Here is an 18,966-nt window from a genome sequence, read left to right as displayed (position 1 = left end):
ACCGATGACCTCAACCTTGGCAAGGTTGCGCTCTACCAACTGAGCTAGTATCGCAAACTGAAAACGTCTTTCGCCGTTCAGGGCTGCGAATTATAAGAGCATTTTTTTGTGATGCAAGTCCTTAATGCAAAAATCAGCAAGTTTTTACTCAACTGCTGTAAAAGCACACATATTTGCAAAAAAAATAGCTCTTATGTCCCTGAAAAGTTAGATAAACGTGAACATTTGATCTGATTAGATGTTAATAATCGTTTTTCGATAGTACTGCAGCTCAGCAATAGACTCTCGAATATCGTCTAATGCAAGGTGGCTTCCCGACTTAGAAAAACCATCTAACACTTCAGGCTTCCAACGGCGAGTCAGCTCTTTCAGGGTGCTAACATCAACATAGCGGTAGTGGAAGTACTCTTCCAGCTCTGGCATATGCTTGTATAAGAATCGGCGATCTTGACCAATGCTGTTGCCACAAATTGGTGACTTACCTTTTGGTACCCATTTTTCCAGAAATTCAATCGTTTGTTGAATGGCATCTTGTTCTGAAACTGTACTGTCTTGAATTCGTTTCACTAGGCCACTGCCGGTGTGAGTCGTTGTGCACCACTCGTCCATCTTGTCCAATTCACACTGAGGTTGGTGAATAGCCAAAACAGGTCCTTCAGCCAGGATATTAAGCTCACTATCAGTAACGATAGTAGCAATTTCAATGATTTTATGAGTTTCAGGATCAAGTCCTGTCATCTCGAGATCAACCCAAATAAGGTTCAGATCGCTAAAGGACATAAGGCGTCGCCTATTTGTTTATGTATAAAAGAGGTACTATACCCAAATAACTATACTCAAACTAGCTTTAGAGCCATCGAAATCATATGGCAGTAGCAACATCCTGTTTGAGTTCCCAATCATCAAGTTAGATGTGTTAAGTGAAAAATTGTGGCTAAAAAAAAGAAGTTAACCAAAGGTCAGGTACGTCGCGTACGTAGCAACCAGAACAAGCGACTCAAGAAAGAAGATTCTATCCAATGGGACGAGAACATGCTTGGCGGAACAAAAAGCGGACTCGTGATTACGCGCTTTGGTCAACATGCCGATATCGAAGATCTTGAAACCAACGAAGTTCACCGTTGTAACTTACGCCGTAGTATTGAGACTTTAGTTTCTGGTGACCGAGTAACTTGGCGTGCAGGCTTAGAATCCATGGCTGGCATCTCAGGTGTTGTCGAAGCCGTTGAGCCAAGAACGTCAATGCTAACTCGCCCTGACTACTATGACGGCCTCAAACCGGTTGCCGCAAACGTAGACCAAATGGTTATCGTTTCAGCTGTACTACCAGAGCTATCACTTAATATCATCGACCGCTACTTGATCGCCTCTGAAACGGTGAATATCGCTCCTTTAGTTGTACTCAATAAAGTTGACTTGCTGACAGAACAACAAATTAGCGAATACCGCGAAACACTGAAGATATACGAGAAAATCGGCTATAAAGTCATGTTCGTGAGTAAAGAGTCGGGTTACGGCATCAAAGAGTTGGAAGCTGAACTGAAAGATCGTATCAACATTTTCGTTGGTCAATCTGGCGTAGGTAAATCCAGCGTAGTGAATGCACTAATGCCAACATTGGACATTGAAGAAGGCGCAGTTTCTGAAAACTCAGGACTGGGTCAACACACCACCACAGCAGCGCGTTTGTATCACTTCCCTTCTGGTGGTGATCTTATCGATTCCCCAGGGGTACGTGAATTCGGCCTATGGCATTTAGAACCCGATGAAGTCACAGATGCTTTCATTGAATTCAAGCCATACCTAGGTGGCTGTAAGTTCCGCGATTGTAAACACAATGACGACCCAGGATGTCTTCTGCGTGAAGCCGTTGAAGACGGAAAAATTAGCCGCTTACGTTTTGCTAGCTACCATCGCATTATTGAAACAATGGCTGACAACAAAGATAACCGTCAGTACTCACGAAGCAAGAAAGCCGATCTATAATCGCATTATTGTGAACAAATGTGTGCATTTACTGACAATTGGCGCGAACTTAAGTAACATCTCGCGCCCTAAACCGTCATCGACAGATTTAATTGAAAAACAATTAGCATTGGAAAATTAATACAATGGATAAGATTAAAGTTGGATTGCAGTACTGGATCCCACAACATGGCCTGACTCGTTTAGTTGGTAAACTGGCGTCTGCTAAAGCGGGTGGTTTAACGACAGCGATCATTAACTGGTTCATCAAGCAATACAAAGTGAACATGGATGAAGCTCTGCATAGCGATCCAAAACACTTTAAGACATTCAATGAATTCTTCGTACGTGAATTGAAAGAAGGCATGCGCCCTATCGCAGAAGGTGACTCTGTTATTGTTCACCCTGCTGATGCACGTGTAAGTCAGTTTGGCCCAATTACTGATGGTCAACTGATTCAAGCTAAAAACCATAACTACTCAGCACGTGAGTTGCTTGGTGGTGATGCAGACCTAGCCGATGAGTTTAAAGACGGTGAATTCGCAACGCTTTACTTGTCGCCAAGTGATTATCACCGTGTGCACATGCCATGCGACGGCACACTGCGTCAGATGATCTACGTTCCCGGAGACCTGTTCTCAGTTAACCCGTTAACGGCAGAGAACGTTCCAAACCTATTCGCACGTAACGAGCGTGTGGTTTGTATCTTTGATACTGAGTTTGGCCCAATGGCACAAGTGCTGGTTGGTGCAACTATCGTAGGTAGCATCGAGCAAGTATGGGCTGGCACCATCACGCCACCTCGCGGTAACTCGGTTTACAAGTGGGATTACCCAGCACAAGGTGATAAATCTATTGTCTTGAAGAAAGGCGAAGAGATGGGTCGCTTCAAGCTTGGTTCAACGGTTATCAACCTGTTTGCTAAAGATGCAATCAAGTTTGACGACACTATGCAGAATGGTGAGAAAACCGTTCTAGGCACTCCTTTCGCGCACATTGCGGGTAAAGACGTTGAGACTGAAGCTGTTGATTCAGCAGAGAACACTGACCAAGCTTAACGATCTGAGTTAACTCATTTAGTTTAAAGGCGCGTTACTTTTTCTATATCAGAGAAGAACGCGCCTTTTTCTGAACTCTACCAATTCGTTTCCTACTCAAGCTCTAACAACCCAAGCTTTCAAACCTCAATCCTCCCCCCTGCCCAGCCACCTGCTGCTTCTCACTCTTGCCTCTAATTGCCCAGATGAAATATTGACCAAAAGCAAAACAACTGTCGAAACCTTAAACAACTTTTCGATTTTACAACCCGTCTCCAAGTACCAAAAATCCAGATAACTTACTCTATTTGAAGATATTTTATTCATGGGGTCTTTGTACATGCCTAAACTCAATATTGGCGTTCTGGTCAAGCTGTTGATTTGTTTTGCGATTCCCTTAGGCGTGTTATTCATGCCAATAGATTCCATACCTATCGATGACCTCACGCTGATTCAACACCGCTTGTTGGCGATATTCTTACTAGCAGCTCTACTGTGGGTGCTTGAACCCGTTCCAGTATTCGCCACGTCAATTCTGATCATTGCGCTTGAACTGGTGATGATTTCCGACAAGGGTTTACATCTATTTAGAAACCCACCAGCAGGACACGATCTCGGTGAATTAATCAAATATACCGACATCTTCGGTGCATTTTCGTCACCAATCATCATCCTTTTCATGGGTGGCTTTGCTCTTGCGATATCCGCATCCAAATACGAACTCGACAACAATTTAGCTCGTGTGCTGCTCAAACCATTTGGCACAGAACCGCGCTTTATTATGCTGGGTTTAATGCTTATCACCGCCGTGTTCTCAATGTTCATGTCAAATACCGCAACAACGGTAATGATGCTCGCATTGCTAGGTCCTATCGTAGCCTCTGCACCAAAAGGCGACATGGGGATTAAAGCGCTCGTGTTGTGTATTCCAATCGCCGCCAATACTGGTGGCATCGCAACACCAATAGGTACACCACCCAATGCGATCGCACTGCAATACCTAACTGGCGAAAACAGTATCGACTTCCTTAGTTGGATGATGATGGGCTTACCCTTTGTGATCATCCAACTCACCATCGCTTGGTTCCTCCTACAAAAACTCTTCCCTTCTAAAGAAAGAAATATGGTTCTCAAGCTTGATGGACAATTTAAAAAGAGCTGGCGAGCGATTGTGGTTTACATCACTTTCGCTGCGACAATCTTATTGTGGATGACCACCAAACTGCATGGCATGAACACTTATGTGGTCTCTATCATTCCACTGGCTGTTTTTACTCTCACTGGCATCATGGGTAAAGAAGAACTCAAGCTGATTAACTGGGATGTGTTGTGGCTGGTTGCGGGTGGTATTGCGATTGGGATTGGCTTGGATAAAACAGGCTTAGCCGCTGCACTCGCACACGCGATTGATTATGAATCGCTCTCGCCGACTGCAGTGGTACTAACGCTGTCTATCGTGTGTTGGCTAATGGCTAATTTCATGTCGAACACAGCTACCGCAAACTTGCTGATGCCGATAGCAGCTGCGATTGGCGCTTCTATGGAAAGCCTAGTAGCAATTGGAGGCTTACAAGGCTTGCTGGTTGTGGTCGCCTTCTCGGCATCGCTCGGGATGATTCTTCCAGTATCGACGCCACCAAACTCGCTGGCCTACTCAACTGGGCTTATCGAAAGCAAAGATATGGCGAAGATGGGTATCATCTTAGGGATTGTCGGCTTACTGATGGTCTATCTCGCGCTGTTTATTATCACTTAGCACGTCAATGCCTCCCTTCCGTCCAGCTAGTAATCGTGATCTCGCTAGCTGGCGGGCTACCAGGTTTTAACTAATACGATAAATCCTGATAACAATTAACACCTTAGCAGCAACCAATTGTGATTCCACTTCACTGTTTATTAAAAATAATCATATATATATTTAAATTATGATTTTCAACACGTTTCGAACTTTAAATATAACGACACTAGACACCTAGCAGAGACACATCCGTTCGCAATCCAACGCGTCGCTGTCATTAGCCTTTATCCAAGAAGGAGGGATAAACCTTGAGACATACTATTAAGTTCAAAATTCAGATCGCTATCGCGGTTATTATTGCCGTCGTAAGTGGCGCTCAAGCTTGGATATCTGTTAATCAGCTTACTCAAGAAACTGAAGTTGCGATCAACCAACAGGTGAAAAACGTGAGTGTTGGTACGACGAACTACATTGCCGATTGGTTATCAATCCGCAGTGATATGATGCTTGCCAATGAATCGACCATTTCAAGCAATAGCAACTCTGATCGCGAGTTATTGATCACCAAGCAAGCGGGGCAATTCTTGTCTGTTTATGCAGGATTCAGCGATGGCAGTATAGCTTATGGCGACAAGGCTGAGGATTGGCCAGCAGACTACGACCCACGCTCCCGCCCTTGGTATAAAGATGCAAACGCGACATCCGAACTCATCATTACCGAACCTTATCAAGATTTTGACGGCAGCATTGTCATCAGTTTCGCTAAAGCATTTAATGGTGAAAGACAGGGTGTTATCGCGGCAGACTTAACCGTAACCAGCATTATTGATACCGTACTCAATGTAAAACTCGATAATGACGGTTTTGCTTTTTTAGTCGACGGTAATAACAACATCGTCGCCTACAGTGATGAAGAGTTGAGTCAGAAACCACTGACGAATTTGAACCCTGAGCTAACGGTCGACAAAGTATCACAACTGCTCCAAAACCAAATGATCACGACGTTAACTTGGCCTGGTCAAGGCGATAAAATGGTCTACATCGCTAACGTTCCGAATACCGATTGGTCATTGGGTATTGTGATCGATAAAGAAATGGCATTTTCTGCGGTATCCGATGCCATTCAATTTATCACGCTTACCTCTTTGATTTTATACATCGTCATTTCGATTGCGAGCACAATGGTGATTAACCGCTTGCTGCACCCACTGCAAACATTGTCTGAAGCACTGACTCAGCTTGCTCAAGGCAGAGGCGACCTGACTCAGCGTATTGATATCAAACGCATGGATGAAATTGGCAAACTTGCCGAGCTCGTGAACCAGTTCTTGAGCCAGATGCAAAGCATGCTTAAGGGCGTAATCGAGCACAGTCACGACTTAAACAACCATGCGGAAAAAGCCAATCAACTGGCTACGCAATCTTCGATTCGAGTCGAGAATCAACAAAACGACATCAACCAAATTGCGACGGCGATTCATGAAATGTCCGCCACCGCAGCTGAAGTGGCCAGCCATGCCGAATTAACCGCCTCCGCTTCTCAGGCATCCGCTACCGCTTGTAACGAAGGCCAAGAGGTTATCCAACAAAACCGCGATGCGATTACAGGTCTTGCGACTCAGGTTGAAGATGCAGCCAATGTTATTCGTGAATTAGAGAGTAATGCTCAAAGCATCAACCAGATCCTATCCACCATTCAAGGCATTGCCGAACAGACCAACCTGTTGGCATTGAATGCGGCGATTGAAGCCGCTCGAGCGGGTGAACAAGGTCGTGGGTTTGCCGTTGTCGCCGATGAAGTGCGAGTGCTCAGCCAAAGAACGCATGGCTCGACCGAAGAGATCCGCGTGATGATTGATACGCTGCAGAAAAATACCGAACATGCCGTTGAAAGCATGACCACCAGCACTCAACTGGCAGAGAACAGCGTTGGCTTCGCAGAGCAAGCTCATGGCAGCCTGACTAAAATCACGCAAGCGATCACGGAAATCAACGATATGGCGCTGCAAATAGCGAGTGCTGCGGAAGAGCAACGCGCGGTCAGCGAAGACATCAGCCGTAATACGCAAGGAATCAAGGATGCCTCTGATGACCTTGCACAGCAAGCCGAAAGCAGTCGCAATAGCTCAAATGAAATGAGTAGCGCTGCCGAGTCGATGCGCCAAGACGTGGAGCGCTTTAAGGTATAGCGCGACTCAAGCAAAGTAAGTGAACCACACCACCGAGCGACAGCTGACATAAACTAATAACTGAAACAAAGTAGTTCTTTCATAAGAATCACTTTGTTCTCAGTTCGGTTTGATGCATATTGATGAGCTAATTTATCCCAGACACAAGGATGTTATTCAGATGGGATTTGAATGGTTAGCTCTAGCTGCCGCTTTTCTTTGGGCCATTGCGAGCCTAATGTCAGTAAAGCCTGCCCAACACTTAGGTTCTTTCGCCTATAGCCGTTGGAGAATGGGTTGTACCGCGATCATCTTATCGAGCATGGCTTGGTTTACCGGAGGTTGGTCAACTGTCGAAGCCAATCTAATCACGCCGATGATGCTATCTGGCCTGATTGGTATATTCATTGGTGATACCGCCCTATTTGCCTGTTTGAACCGAATGGGACCGCGCCAAGCGGGTTTACTGTTCTCTTGTCACGCCGTGTTCTCGGCGATTCTTGGTTACTTCCTGTTTAGTGAAAGCATGACTTCTGTTGAGCTGATTGGCTCGGCTTTGGTGTTTAGTGGTGTATTAACTGCGATATTCTTTGGTCGTCGAGGACAAGCCAACAACCAGCTTGAAACCATCAAGGGCACCGTGTGGATTGGTGTCGTACTGGGAATCACCGCAGCGATCTGCCAAGCATTGGGCGGCATCATTGCCAAACCCGTGATGCAAACCAGCATAGACCCTGTTGCCGCTTCTGCCATTCGAATGATCACCGCTTTTATTGCTCACTCCGCATTTCGTTTAACAGGCGCCAAACTTTCACGCGCACTTAACCCAATGAATAAGCAGATATTCGCGATTACCGCGGTTAATGGTTTTCTAGCGATGGCAGTAGGAATGACGTTGATTTTGTATGCGTTGCAGGAAGGCAATGTCGGTATGGTCGCTCTGTTATCTTCAACCACACCCATCATGTTGTTACCGATACTCTGGCTATACACCAAGCAGAGACCGAACGTCTACGCTTGGATAGGTGCCATTGTTGCCGTAGTGGGTACTGGTATTTTGGTCAGTTAGCCAAACGGTAAGTAGGACTAACTGAATAGAGAGCTAAGAGCGCGGGAACGGGAAAGCCGTCACGTCATCGATGTGGTCATAACCTAACGCCAGCATGATCAGACGATCAATACCCAAAGCAACACCCGCACAGTCTGGTAAGCCCGCTTTTAATGCCTCAATCAAATGATGGTCAATCGGTTGAGGCGATAAGCCCATCTCAATACGTTTGGTATTATCATCTTCAAAGCGCTTAAGTTGTTCTTGCGGTTTATCTAACTCGTGGAAGCCGTTTGCTAACTCAATTCCTTTGAAATATACCTCAAAGCGATCCGCTACTCTTGAATCATCAGGATTGATCTTAGCTAACGCAGCTTGCGATGCCGGGAAGTCATAAACAAACGCAGGCACGTCTTGGCCTATCTTTGCTTCTACCCCAATACTGAACAGAAGCTGCAAGAGCGTATCGCGATCTTGCTCGGGGTCAGCTATGTCGCTGAGCCCTAGTTTCGCAGCTGCTTGCTTTAGCGTATCCATCGAATCTTCCAGCGGACAAACACCTAACACATCAATAAAGGCTTGTTGGTAAGTCATTCGCTCTGCTGTGCCTGATTTAAGTACCTGCTGTAACAGCAGATCCATCTCATCCATCAGATCATGATGATCAAAACCAACGCGATACCACTCCAACATAGTGAACTCAGGGTTGTGATAACGGCCATTTTCTTCGTTACGAAAAGACTTACAAATTTGGTAGATACAGCCACTGCCCGCCGCTAACAGTCGTTTCATATGAAACTCTGGGCTAGTCATAAAGAATAGTGCCTGGCCGTGCGCATAACCTGGCCCTACGAATTCAGTTTTGAAGGTATGTAAATGCACGTCCGTCACCGTGGCGTGGCTCATCGCAGGCGTATCCACTTCCATCACGTTTCGCTCAGCAAAGAACTGACGAATTTGATTAAGGATATCAGCACGTTGCTTTAACTGTTTAATGGTTGCGGCCGGTTGCCATGTAGAGTGCATTATTGAGTTCCATATTACTGAATTCTAGGCGACGAAAATTACCACCTTTCATCGCTTTTGTAAGCTTCTATCTTTCTATTCGTGAAAGCAAAATGTTGTTTTAATGAAGCCAGAAAATTACGTTCTACAATACAATTATCAATACAGATTTCACATCAACATTGATAACAAAAATCATACTCAACAAGCCGTTAACACCCGTCCTGTGGGTTAATCGTTATCAACAATTCATTGCCGTGATTGCAGTCACATAACCTATAATTTCTATGCCTCCATATGCATTACCGACCTAAAAACCCAAATGCATCAACTTTTCGAATACCTTCCTCTCTTACACTGAACCTACCACTTAAGGCTTAGGGGCGCTAAATAGTTCCTACGATTTAGAACCTCCTAAATAGGCTTTTTATAATTACAAGCGGAATACTCCGCATCACACTGGAGAATAACTGTGAAGACAATTACCACAGATATCGCAGTCATCGGCGCAGGCGGCGCTGGTCTTCGTACAGCTATTGCTGCGGCTGAAGCTAATCCTGAACTGGAAGTAGCACTGATTTCTAAAGTTTACCCAATGCGTTCGCACACGGTAGCGGCAGAAGGCGGTTCAGCAGCGGTAATTAAAGACGAAGATAGCCTAGATAACCACTTCAACGATACTGTTGGTGGTGGCGACTGGCTATGTGAACAGGATGTTGTTGAATACTTTGTTGAAAACTCGACTCGCGAAATGATCCAAATGGAACAATGGGGCTGCCCATGGAGTCGTAAAGAAAACGGTGAAGTAAACGTACGCCGATTCGGCGGTATGAAGGTAGAGAGAACGTGGTTCGCAGCGGATAAAACCGGCTTCCACATGCTTCATACTCTGTTCCAGACTTCGATGAAGTACGACACAATCAAACGATTTGATGAGTACTTTGTGGTGGATTTGCTCGTTGAAGATGGCGAAGTACAAGGCCTAATCGCGATTCACATGTCTGAAGGTGAGCTTGTTACCATCAAAGCAAAATCTGTTGTTCTAGCAACCGGTGGCGCAGGTCGTGTTTACCACTGTAATACCAACGGCGGCATCGTAACTGGCGACGGTATGGCAATGGCTTATCGCCACGGTGTACCACTGCGTGATATGGAGTTCGTTCAATACCACCCAACAGGCCTACCGGGCACTGGCATCTTGATGACCGAAGGTTGTCGTGGTGAAGGCGGTATCATCGTCAACAAGAACGGCTACCGTTACCTGCAAGATTACGGCATGGGCCCTGAAACTCCAGTGGGCGAGCCGAAAAACAAATACATGGAACTGGGTCCTCGTGACAAAGTTTCTCAAGCATTCTGGCACGAGCAGCAGAAAGGCAACACCATCAAGCACCCACTTGGTGATGTCGTACACCTTGACCTTCGCCACCTTGGTGAAGAGTACCTGCAAGAGCGTCTTCCGTTTATCTGTGAGCTTGCAAAAGCGTACGTAAACGTAGACCCAGCAAAAGAGCCAATCCCAATTCGCCCAACCGTTCACTACACCATGGGTGGTATTGAAACCAACGGTACCTGTGAAACTCGCATTAAAGGGCTATTCGCTGTTGGTGAGTGTGCTTCAGTTGGCCTACATGGCGCAAACCGCCTAGGGTCTAACTCTCTTGCTGAATTCGTAGTATTCGGCCGCGTAGCTGGTGAAGAAGCGGTGAAACGCGCTGCTGAATTCAAAGGCTGGAACGAAGAGTCTATCGCTAAGCAAGTGAAAGCGGTTGAAGATCGCATCGCAGGCATCTTAGCTCAAGAAGGCGACGAGAACTGGGCTGATATCCGTACTGAAATGGGTCACACCATGGAAGCGGGTTGTGGTATCTACCGTCAAGAAGACTTGATGCAAGAAACCATCGACAAAATCACTGAACTGAAAGCTCGCTACAAGAAGATCAGCATTAAAGACAAAGGCAAAGTGTTCAACACTGACCTACTTTACGCTATCGAAGTGGGTTACGGCCTTGAAGTTGCCGAAGCGATGGTTCACTCAGCGATCCTTCGTAAAGAGTCTCGCGGAGCACACCAACGTCTAGACGACAACTGCACAGAACGTGATGACGTGAACTTCCTTAAACATTCTCTATCTTTCTACAACGAAGATGCAGCACCAACTATCGACTACAGCGGCGTTAAGATTACTAAATCTCAACCTAAAGCTCGTCTATACGGTGAAGCAGCCGAGAAAGCCGCTGCTGCTGAAAAAGCGGCAGAAGAGAATGCGAAGAAGAGCGAAGAGGAGCAAGCATAATGTCAGCGAATCGAATCCAAAAAATTGAAATTCTGCGTTATGACCCTGAGCACGATGCAGAACCTCACTTTCAAACCTTTGAAGTTCCATTTGATGAAACCATGTCGGTACTTGATGCGATTGGTTACATCAAAGATAACCTAGATAAAGACCTGTCTTACCGTTGGTCTTGTCGTATGGCGATTTGTGGTTCTTGCGGCATCATGGTTGATGGCGTGCCAAAACTGGCATGTAAGAGCTTCTTACGTGACTACCCGAACGGCTTCAAGATCGAGCCTTTAGCTAACTTCCCAATCGAGAAAGATTTGATTGTCGACATGACGCCGTTTATCGAGCGCCTGGAAGCAATCAAACCTTACATCATTGGTAACGACCGTAAGCCAGAAGACGGCACTAACATCCAAACTCCAGAGCAAATGGCGAAGTACAAACAGTTCGCTGGCTGCATCAACTGTGGTTTGTGTTACGCAGCGTGTCCTCAGTTTGGTCTAAATCCTGAGTTCATCGGCCCTGCGGCACTTGCTCTTGCTCACCGCTACAACCTAGATAGCCGTGACAATGGTAAAGCTGAGCGCATGAAGCTTATCAATGGCGACAACGGTGCTTGGGGCTGTACGTTTGTAGGTTACTGTTCTGACGTTTGTCCGAAGAAAGTAGATCCAGCAGCGGCAGTTAACCAAGGCAAAGTTGAGTCTTCAATGGACTTCGTTATCTCGATGTTCAAGCCTGATGGATCGCAAGTAAAAACAGCAGAGGAGGCATAATATGAGCAATCGTAAGCCTTATGTTCGTGAGATGAAGAGAACATGGTGGAGCAACCATCCGTTCTACCGCTTCTACATGCTACGTGAAGCGACTGTACTGCCTTTGATTCTATTCACTCTGTTCCTAACCTTCGGTTTGGGTTCGCTAGTGAAAGGCCCTGAAGCGTGGGAAGGTTGGTTGAGCTTTATGGCTAACCCTATCGTTGTTGGTATCAACATCGTAGCACTGCTTGGCAGCTTACTGCACGCTCAGACCTTCTTCAGCATGATGCCTCAAGTAATGCCAATCCGTCTTAAAGGCAAATTGGTAGATAAAAGAATCATCGTACTGACCCAGTGGGCAGCGGTGGCATTTATTTCTTTAATCGTTCTGATGGTGGTGTAAGGAGCTTCGTTATGAACACAAATTACAATGTTAACCACAATCCGAAACGCTCTGATGAACCAATCTGGTGGGGCCTATTCGGCGCTGGCGGTACTTGGTTCGCGATGATTACACCAATCACGATTCTAGTGCTGGGTATCTTGGTGCCAATGGGCATAATCGATGCGGATGCAATGAGCTACGAGCGTGTCTCTGAGTTTGCCACCAGCATTATCGGTGCGCTATTCATCATCGGTACGCTAGCACTGCCAATGTGGCACGCAATGCACCGTCTTCACCACGGCATGCACGACCTTAAGTTCCACGTTGGTGTTGCAGGTAAAGTGGGTTGCTACTTCGTTGCAGGCCTAATCAGCGCGCTATCTGTTATCTTCATTTTTATGATTTAACAGTTAAGAGCAGATTCGAGATTCGGGTAACTGAGATTCGAAGAGTTTAAGAACGAAAATACTAAAAGCAGAACAGGATTATCTTGTTCTGCTTTTTTGTTACTTGTCGAATCTCGCACATCTAACTCACTCGCTCTTGATCTTCCCGCTATTCTCATCTCGTTTACTCGTATCTGCTCTTTCTCAAACGTCAGATACGAAAAAGGCCGCTCATAAGCGACCTTTTCTATTTCACTGAGCCACCCCAAACAGGGTGAACACAATCAAATTACTTCACACGACCAACGTATTCGCCAGTACGAGTATCAACTTTAACAACTTCACCGATAGCGATGAATAGAGGTACACGAACTACCGCGCCTGTTGCTAGAGTTGCAGGTTTACCACCCGTACCCTGTGTATCGCCTTTAAGGCCAGGATCAGTTTCAGTTACTTCGATCTCAACAAAGTTTGGCGGAGTAACAGTGATAGGGTTATCATTCCACAACGTTAGAGTACAAACGTCATTTTCAACTAACCATTTTGCTGAATCAGCGACTGCTTTTACGTCTGCTGCGATTTGCTCAAATGTTTCGTTGTTCATGAAGTGGTAGAATTCGCCATCGTTGTATAGGTAGCCTAGTTCAACGTCAACAACATCTGCAAGCTCGAAGCTTTCGCCTGACTTGAATGTTTTCTCTAACACTTTGCCTGACAGCAGTTTACGAAGTTTTACACGGTTAAACGCTTGGCCTTTACCTGGCTTAACGTATTCATTGTCGATAATTGCGCAAGGCTCGTTATCTAACATGAATTTTAAACCGCCTTTGAATTCATTGGTGCTTACTGACGCCATGATTTTCTCTTCCACATCTTTGAGTTAATTTCAATGCCGCATATCATAACCCGAAAAGTCGAATCTGTTGAGCAAAACTGGCTCAAACAACTATCGAATGCGATCTCTGACCCGACAAAACTGCTTGAAGCATTGGAAATAGACCCAACACCGTGGCAAAAAGGATTCGCAGCACGTGAGCTGTTTTCACTTCGAGTTCCTCTTAGCTTTGTTGAGCGAATGGAAAAAGGCAATCCACACGACCCTTTGCTAAGACAAGTTTTACCGCTAAGTGAAGAATTTGAGGTGCACCAAGGCTATTCTGCTGACCCCTTAGAAGAGCAAGAAAACGCAATCCCAGGGTTGCTGCATAAATACAAAAGTCGCGCGCTAATGATCGTGAAAGGTGGCTGCGCGATTAACTGTCGTTACTGCTTCCGTCGTCATTTCCCTTATCAAGATAACAAAGGATCGAAGTCTGTTTGGCAGACCAGCCTCGATTATGTGGCTCAACATCCCGAGATCAACGAGGTGATCTTATCTGGGGGCGACCCTCTGATGGCAAAGGACAGCGAACTAGGTTGGCTGATCAATGCCATCGAACAAATTCCACATGTGAAAACCGTTCGAATTCACAGCCGATTACCTGTCGTGATTCCGGCACGAGTGACTGACGAACTATGCCAATTGTTAGCTCAAACTCGCCTCAACGTGGTGATGGTCAGCCATATCAACCACGCCAATGAAATCAACTTAGAGCTCAAGCAAGCCTTTCATAAGCTTAAGCAAGCTGGTGCGACTCTACTCAACCAAGGCGTGATGCTAAAAGGCGTAAATAACAGCGCTAACTCATTGAAAATGTTAAGTGAAAAGCTATTCGACGCCGGTATTTTACCTTACTACATGCATGTACTTGATAAAGTTCAGGGCGCTGCTCATTTCTATATCTCCGATGAAGAAGCGAAACATCACTTTAAGGGATTAATCTCTGAGGTTTCTGGCTATCTAGTACCTAAGTTAACCCGTGAAATTGGCGGACGCAGCAGCAAGACGCCACTCGATCTGCATATTGAATAGCGAGCGAGCTTCAAAAAGCGACTAAGCTTATCTGTAACGACAACACGTTGCTAAATGCACCTTCACGACAAAAATTTTTTGTTCGATCGTCCGGTCTATTATTAGCATACTCGGCTCTATTCTAAATTCTTAGGAGGGGTGATATGTCACAATTTATAGAACAAGCTCTCAACCTTGCCCCCTTTAGCTGGGCAGGCCTCGCAGCATGCATGTTGTGTGGTTCTTTAATCGGAATCGAAAGGCAAACACGCGGTAAACCCGTCGGAATACGGACATCGATCCTTATCATTAGCGGTACTTACTTCTTCCTCACCATGGCGATTAGCCTATCCCCCAACACACTCGATCAAGCTCGTGTACTTGGTCAGATAATTACGGGGGTTGGATTCCTTGGTGCTGGGGTAATGATGACATTGGATGGAAAGATTCATGGTGTCACGTCTGCGGCGATTATCTGGGTACTCGCTGCATTAGGTATGATGATCGCACTTGGCCACCTTTCGCAGTCGGTTATTATCACGCTAATGGCGCTAGTGATTCTGCTTGGTGTCGACAAAGTAGAAAACAGCTTCCAGAGCTTACGCCGTGGTGTTCATCAGAAGTGGATGAGAAAAGTCCGCGTGAAGAAGTAACACCTCGTCGGAAGACATTTGGCCTTAGCTGCATTTTGTTCTTAGCTACTGTTTCATCTTAAAGGTCTTTTTCCTTAGATAAAAAAGAGCCTAGCAAACGACTAGGCTCTAAACTGCAGTTCACAGATTAATGTACGTGAATAGACACTTGATTCTTGCCTGCGGCCTTCGCCTTATAAAGCTGCTCATCTGATGAACGAATACTCTGGTTTTCCCACAAGTGTCCAATACTGTCGAACTTGTACAGAGAGTAAAGCGTCGCTCCCCCGGAGACTGATATATTAATCTTGTCACCGGTCGCACATCGATAGCTTTGTAAACTAATGTCATTTTGGATTCGTTCAAAAATCGATGAAAGTAATTCGGATGATTCGCCCGCAATCGCGACAACAAACTCTTCACCACCAAATCTCGCCACGATATCTTTCTGCCTAACGCTGTTCAGCATTAACTGAGCAACATGGCAAATCACCTCATCTCCCACCTTATGACCATACTGGTCATTCACCACTTTGAAATCATCGATATCAAATACGCCAACACCAATAATTGGCTCCTCATTTTGGTTCAGCAACCGAGCTTCAAAACCACGCCGATTATATAAACCAGTCAATGGGTCGAGCATCGCTAAATTCTTCAATCGTTTGTGCTCTTGCTTGGTATAAAACCGCCACAACCATAGTGCTGAGATAAAGTATAAAGCTAACAAAATCAGTAATTGAACCCGCTCCAGTTCCAGCAAATGTAAGAAGTGCTCACTCTTTCCTTCTTCAATAGTCAGGTATAACTCAGTATTAATTCCATCGACGTACAAAGGTCGTGAATAGGTAAAGTCCAACAGCCCATATTTGTTTACTCCTCTTGCGCTCGTCACCTTGTATCCATGTACGGGATTCGAGACGAGATTAGAGACGTAACCATCAACACCGAGTACTCCTTTAAACTCACCATCAACATAGATACCCTTGGTTAAGGTCACTACCTTCTTCCCTGTTAGGTAGTCATCGTATTGGCCGGTATACACCACTTGGTCTTGACCCTGAGATAAGCCAAAACGAATCGTATTCACCCAATAAGGGCGACTATTGACGACTGAATCAAAGGTGTCACCTTTAATGTAACGGGCGAAATCGGAAGGCGACGATATAATAAATTTATCTTTGGAGATAAAGTAAATCGCAGAGATGGTATCAATGGTATTCGCAAAGTAAGCCATGGTGGGTGCGATAAACATGCGCCTACCTGCTTCTAAATGAAGCTCCGACTTTAGATCGCACATCTCACTTGGGCCAGAGAACATAAAATCAAATCGAGGGGCAGCTTGCTCTTCACTAATGAAGTAACACGTATCACCTTCGACCTTTTGCTCATGTGAGAATACGTAGGTATCCCCACGCACCGGATAAAGTGCGGTAATATTATATTCAAGCGCATTAATAATCTGTGTAAGCTCCGCTAAAGAGCGTGTCACGCCTTGGTTTTCAATTCCATACTGCTTTTCTGACTCTTCCGCTGAATCAACAAGTAACAAGCTAAAAACCACTAAAAAGCTGGCGGTCAGACATAAGAAAGCCTTTTTAAAATCGACGGTATGGGGATTAATCAAAGCATATAAATCATCGTTGAAAATTTAGCGCACATTGTACCCACAAGTGAGAACATCGCAACAAGAGTATAAAACAACATGCTTACAGTAACGTCTAAGGAGTGAGATAACAGATGTAAAATAACGCCTAAACATAGAAGTAAAGGCGTTGATATGTTCAATCATGGATAGCTTTAAGCCTTGGTAAGAACGTCGCTCACCAATATTGAAACCAGCGCGGCTACCGTCTTACTTAGCGAAATTCACAATTGGGAAGCACGGGAAAAAACCATTGTCAGCACAGTTGATCAAACCAATCTGTACACCTTCGATCTTGTTGGTTTTGTTGAAGATACCAACCTGAACCGTCGACACCTCTGAAAGGTTCGCAGCGCCTACATCCACCATAGTGTTCCCTTCAGAATAGTTTACGAAACTCACGTTCGCGCCTTTTACATCATTAGTAATGTTAACTGCACCTAGGTTAACACCTGTTGTTTTACCTGTGTTCCAGTTAAAGAAACCTAGTGAAGCACCTGTCATTTCTTGGTTTACTTTTGATGCACCAAAAATACCAAGGTTCACACCTGTTGTGGTTTGCGTCTCAGACATACCAACAACCGCAAGGTCGACACCTTTAAGGTCATTAACTTGTCCGTGAAGCAGAGCCAGACGTACACCGCCAACCGCATCTGAATCCGGAGCGTTGAAACCATTAATCGTTGAAAACATAACAGGCGAAGAAGCAAATGCTGCCGGTGCCATTACCGCTGCAGATATAGCAAGTACTGAAAGTGATTTTTTCATTGGGGAGTCTCCACTGACTTATTGTTGACTTGATTAATCTATATTCAATCAAGTATTTATTGTCCTTCACTCAACAGCTATCCATGTTAAATCAATGTCATAACTGTACCATTGAATATAAGACTCAAAATCATAAAGAGCAATATTGAGCGGAGGATATCATGAGAGGCAAGAGTAACCATTGGCAGTCAGGTTTCTATAAGTAGACGATAAGGATTCCCTATCACGCTCGTGCCTCGCTGTCGAGAGTGACGATTTCAAAGCATAAAAAAACGGAGACCGAAGTCTCCGCTTTCTAAAGCTTATGTATGACTTTCTCTGTTACGAGAAAGGGGGATGATTTACATCATGCCGCCCAGGATTAGCTAAGCCTTTGTTTAAAGAGAAAATTAAAACAAGACACAACAACTGTACCCCTCATTACACCCTAGAGTCTCTATAGACAGGTGCTAAACAACTAAAGTAATTTAATTCTAAGCTTAGTTATGCACATAAGATCAACACTCTCTCTTAATCACAACTTTAAACTCATTTTTATCTCTATTATCAATAAATTCAATATTGGGCCAATTTTTTATCGCCCTTTGAACACCGCTGCCAATACCACGATATGGAAGCACATATCTCGCAAATGAAGCAATGATTGGATTTCGACTGTTAGAATTACCATTAACAATATTATCAATAGTGAGGTTATTTGGTAGATGCCCAGGACTAATGATTTCTATACGATCTAAAAACACAAATAATTTCACTGGAGCTTTGGTGAAGTAGTCCCTATGGATCAATGCATTAGCAATTAACTCTTCAAACACAATTTTAGGTATTTCAGGTTCCCCTACAGAATTAAAACCTTGCCCAGCTTGCACATGACGGATATTGGTAAGTATAAAACTCATACATTCTTGATAAGTAACACCTAATTTGCCATGAATATCTCTACTATCATTGTACTCTTCGTCTGTGATATCCGTACCAGGGAAAGCGACTGCTTTTACAATGAATGCTGGTAATTTGAATTGAGGCTGCCGTGCCAACAACAACGTACCACATAGATTTAAATTATCTTCTTGCATCAAGTTCATCGACCCTAGCAGCTCGCTATGACTTCTTGATTGAGAAGACAAATCTTCACCAACAACATTTTGGAAAAAGTCTGAAAAATAGTCCATATCGATATCATCAATAGATGTGTTTTGAACGGCTTTGTTGCGTAATTAAATTTAAAGATAGAACAACCCCGTTTCGCGTATTTC

Annotated in this window: 17 protein-coding genes; 11 read left to right on the top strand and 6 right to left on the bottom strand. The window is 44.8% G+C overall.

What is annotated here, in order from left to right; translation table 11 throughout:
• Positions 1-234 precede the first annotated feature (234 nt).
• Complete coding sequence (orn, locus tag AB6E08_RS19375; RefSeq protein WP_372067113.1) at positions 235-780, bottom strand: oligoribonuclease; 546 nt, start codon at positions 778-780, stop codon at positions 235-237.
• 150 nt (positions 781-930) lie between these two features.
• Between orn and rsgA the strand changes: the two genes are divergently transcribed.
• From rsgA to AB6E08_RS19350, 5 genes are all read left to right on the top strand, one after another.
• Positions 931-1,986, top strand: a complete 1,056-nt coding sequence (gene rsgA / locus AB6E08_RS19370) for a small ribosomal subunit biogenesis GTPase RsgA (protein WP_012603102.1) — start codon at positions 931-933, stop codon at positions 1,984-1,986.
• Positions 1,987-2,111: 125 nt separating this feature from the next.
• Positions 2,112-3,023 (top strand): archaetidylserine decarboxylase, encoded by a 912-nt coding sequence (gene asd, locus AB6E08_RS19365; protein ID WP_017097249.1) that lies wholly within the window; start codon positions 2,112-2,114, stop codon positions 3,021-3,023.
• Positions 3,024-3,342: 319 nt separating this feature from the next.
• Positions 3,343-4,758, top strand: coding sequence for a DASS family sodium-coupled anion symporter (locus AB6E08_RS19360; RefSeq protein ID WP_029223843.1), 1,416 nt, complete (start codon positions 3,343-3,345; stop codon positions 4,756-4,758).
• A gap of 290 nt (positions 4,759-5,048) precedes the next feature.
• Positions 5,049-6,929 carry a methyl-accepting chemotaxis protein gene (locus AB6E08_RS19355; protein WP_009847913.1) on the top strand — a complete coding sequence of 627 codons (1,881 nt, stop codon included), beginning with the start codon at positions 5,049-5,051 and terminating at the stop codon, positions 6,927-6,929.
• A gap of 160 nt (positions 6,930-7,089) precedes the next feature.
• Entirely contained in the window at positions 7,090-7,977 is an 888-nt protein-coding gene (locus AB6E08_RS19350; protein ID WP_372067108.1) for a DMT family transporter, read from the top strand.
• A gap of 33 nt (positions 7,978-8,010) precedes the next feature.
• On the opposite strand, the gene epmA is transcribed toward AB6E08_RS19350, so the two are convergent.
• Positions 8,011-8,982: an elongation factor P--(R)-beta-lysine ligase gene (epmA, locus tag AB6E08_RS19345; protein WP_372067105.1), complete on the bottom strand. Its 972-nt coding sequence runs from the start codon at positions 8,980-8,982 to the stop codon at positions 8,011-8,013.
• A gap of 451 nt (positions 8,983-9,433) precedes the next feature.
• Between epmA and frdA the strand changes: the two genes are divergently transcribed.
• The 4 genes from frdA to frdD are packed head-to-tail and all read left to right on the top strand — an operon-like array spanning position 9,434 to position 12,795.
• A complete protein-coding gene (gene frdA / locus AB6E08_RS19340) occupies positions 9,434-11,257 on the top strand; it encodes a fumarate reductase (quinol) flavoprotein subunit (RefSeq protein WP_017101943.1) in 1,824 nt (607 codons plus the stop codon).
• Positions 11,257-12,021 (top strand): succinate dehydrogenase/fumarate reductase iron-sulfur subunit, encoded by a 765-nt coding sequence (locus tag AB6E08_RS19335; RefSeq protein ID WP_009847917.1) that lies wholly within the window; start codon positions 11,257-11,259, stop codon positions 12,019-12,021. Before frdA ends, AB6E08_RS19335 begins: the two co-directional genes overlap by 1 nt.
• A 1-nt stretch (position 12,022) precedes the next feature.
• Positions 12,023-12,406, top strand: coding sequence for a fumarate reductase subunit FrdC (frdC, locus tag AB6E08_RS19330; RefSeq protein WP_017097244.1), 384 nt, complete (start codon positions 12,023-12,025; stop codon positions 12,404-12,406).
• A gap of 11 nt (positions 12,407-12,417) precedes the next feature.
• A complete protein-coding gene (gene frdD, locus AB6E08_RS19325; protein ID WP_009847918.1) occupies positions 12,418-12,795 on the top strand; it encodes a fumarate reductase subunit FrdD in 378 nt (125 codons plus the stop codon).
• 268 nt (positions 12,796-13,063) lie between these two features.
• Here the strand turns inward: frdD and efp are convergent, their stop codons facing one another.
• A complete protein-coding gene (gene efp, locus AB6E08_RS19320) occupies positions 13,064-13,630 on the bottom strand; it encodes an elongation factor P (RefSeq protein ID WP_009847919.1) in 567 nt (188 codons plus the stop codon).
• Between the two features lie 33 nt (positions 13,631-13,663).
• Here efp and epmB point away from each other — a divergent pair, with 33 nt between their 5' ends.
• Both epmB and AB6E08_RS19310 read left to right on the top strand, forming a co-directional pair.
• Positions 13,664-14,686 carry an EF-P beta-lysylation protein EpmB gene (epmB, locus tag AB6E08_RS19315; protein ID WP_017101944.1) on the top strand — a complete coding sequence of 341 codons (1,023 nt, stop codon included), beginning with the start codon at positions 13,664-13,666 and terminating at the stop codon, positions 14,684-14,686.
• 143 nt (positions 14,687-14,829) lie between these two features.
• On the top strand, positions 14,830-15,318 hold the full coding sequence (locus tag AB6E08_RS19310) for an MgtC/SapB family protein (RefSeq protein ID WP_009847921.1): 489 nt from the start codon (positions 14,830-14,832) through the stop codon (positions 15,316-15,318).
• A gap of 127 nt (positions 15,319-15,445) precedes the next feature.
• Here AB6E08_RS19310 and AB6E08_RS19305 read toward each other — a convergent pair whose 3' ends face one another.
• The 3 genes from AB6E08_RS19305 to AB6E08_RS19295 form a co-directional block, all read right to left on the bottom strand.
• Positions 15,446-16,879 carry a sensor domain-containing diguanylate cyclase gene (locus AB6E08_RS19305; protein ID WP_081326131.1) on the bottom strand — a complete coding sequence of 478 codons (1,434 nt, stop codon included), beginning with the start codon at positions 16,877-16,879 and terminating at the stop codon, positions 15,446-15,448.
• A gap of 273 nt (positions 16,880-17,152) precedes the next feature.
• Positions 17,153-17,710, bottom strand: a complete 558-nt coding sequence (locus tag AB6E08_RS19300) for a VC2662 family protein (protein ID WP_017101946.1) — start codon at positions 17,708-17,710, stop codon at positions 17,153-17,155.
• 497 nt (positions 17,711-18,207) lie between these two features.
• Entirely contained in the window at positions 18,208-18,882 is a 675-nt protein-coding gene (locus AB6E08_RS19295) for an ATP-binding protein (RefSeq protein WP_371696015.1), read from the bottom strand.
• Between the last annotated feature and the right edge of the window lie 84 nt (positions 18,883-18,966).

Origin of the sequence: Vibrio sp. 10N.247.310.24, from assembly GCF_041467175.1 — a bacterium.
Classification (GTDB): domain Bacteria; phylum Pseudomonadota; class Gammaproteobacteria; order Enterobacterales; family Vibrionaceae; genus Vibrio; species Vibrio tasmaniensis_A.
The sequence above is the reverse complement of the archived record's forward strand: the minus strand, read 5'-3'. Positions and strand labels throughout refer to the sequence as shown.

Bases quoted from the DNA above. Each gene is read 5' to 3' on its own strand.
- orn (WP_372067113.1), bottom strand. From the start codon at position 780: ATGTCCTTTAGCGATCTGAACCTTATTTGGGTTGATCTCGAGATGACA.
- asd (WP_017097249.1), top strand. From the start codon at position 2,112: ATGGATAAGATTAAAGTTGGATTGCAGTACTGGATCCCACAACATGGC.
- AB6E08_RS19360 (WP_029223843.1), top strand. From the start codon at position 3,343: ATGCCTAAACTCAATATTGGCGTTCTGGTCAAGCTGTTGATTTGTTTT.
- AB6E08_RS19350 (WP_372067108.1), top strand. From the start codon at position 7,090: ATGGGATTTGAATGGTTAGCTCTAGCTGCCGCTTTTCTTTGGGCCATT.
- epmA (WP_372067105.1), bottom strand. From the start codon at position 8,982: ATGCACTCTACATGGCAACCGGCCGCAACCATTAAACAGTTAAAGCAA.
- AB6E08_RS19335 (WP_009847917.1), top strand. From the start codon at position 11,257: ATGTCAGCGAATCGAATCCAAAAAATTGAAATTCTGCGTTATGACCCT.
- frdC (WP_017097244.1), top strand. From the start codon at position 12,023: ATGAGCAATCGTAAGCCTTATGTTCGTGAGATGAAGAGAACATGGTGG.
- frdD (WP_009847918.1), top strand. From the start codon at position 12,418: ATGAACACAAATTACAATGTTAACCACAATCCGAAACGCTCTGATGAA.
- efp (WP_009847919.1), bottom strand. From the start codon at position 13,630: ATGGCGTCAGTAAGCACCAATGAATTCAAAGGCGGTTTAAAATTCATG.
- epmB (WP_017101944.1), top strand. From the start codon at position 13,664: ATGCCGCATATCATAACCCGAAAAGTCGAATCTGTTGAGCAAAACTGG.
- AB6E08_RS19310 (WP_009847921.1), top strand. From the start codon at position 14,830: ATGTCACAATTTATAGAACAAGCTCTCAACCTTGCCCCCTTTAGCTGG.
- AB6E08_RS19300 (WP_017101946.1), bottom strand. From the start codon at position 17,710: ATGAAAAAATCACTTTCAGTACTTGCTATATCTGCAGCGGTAATGGCA.
- AB6E08_RS19295 (WP_371696015.1), bottom strand. From the start codon at position 18,882: ATGGACTATTTTTCAGACTTTTTCCAAAATGTTGTTGGTGAAGATTTG.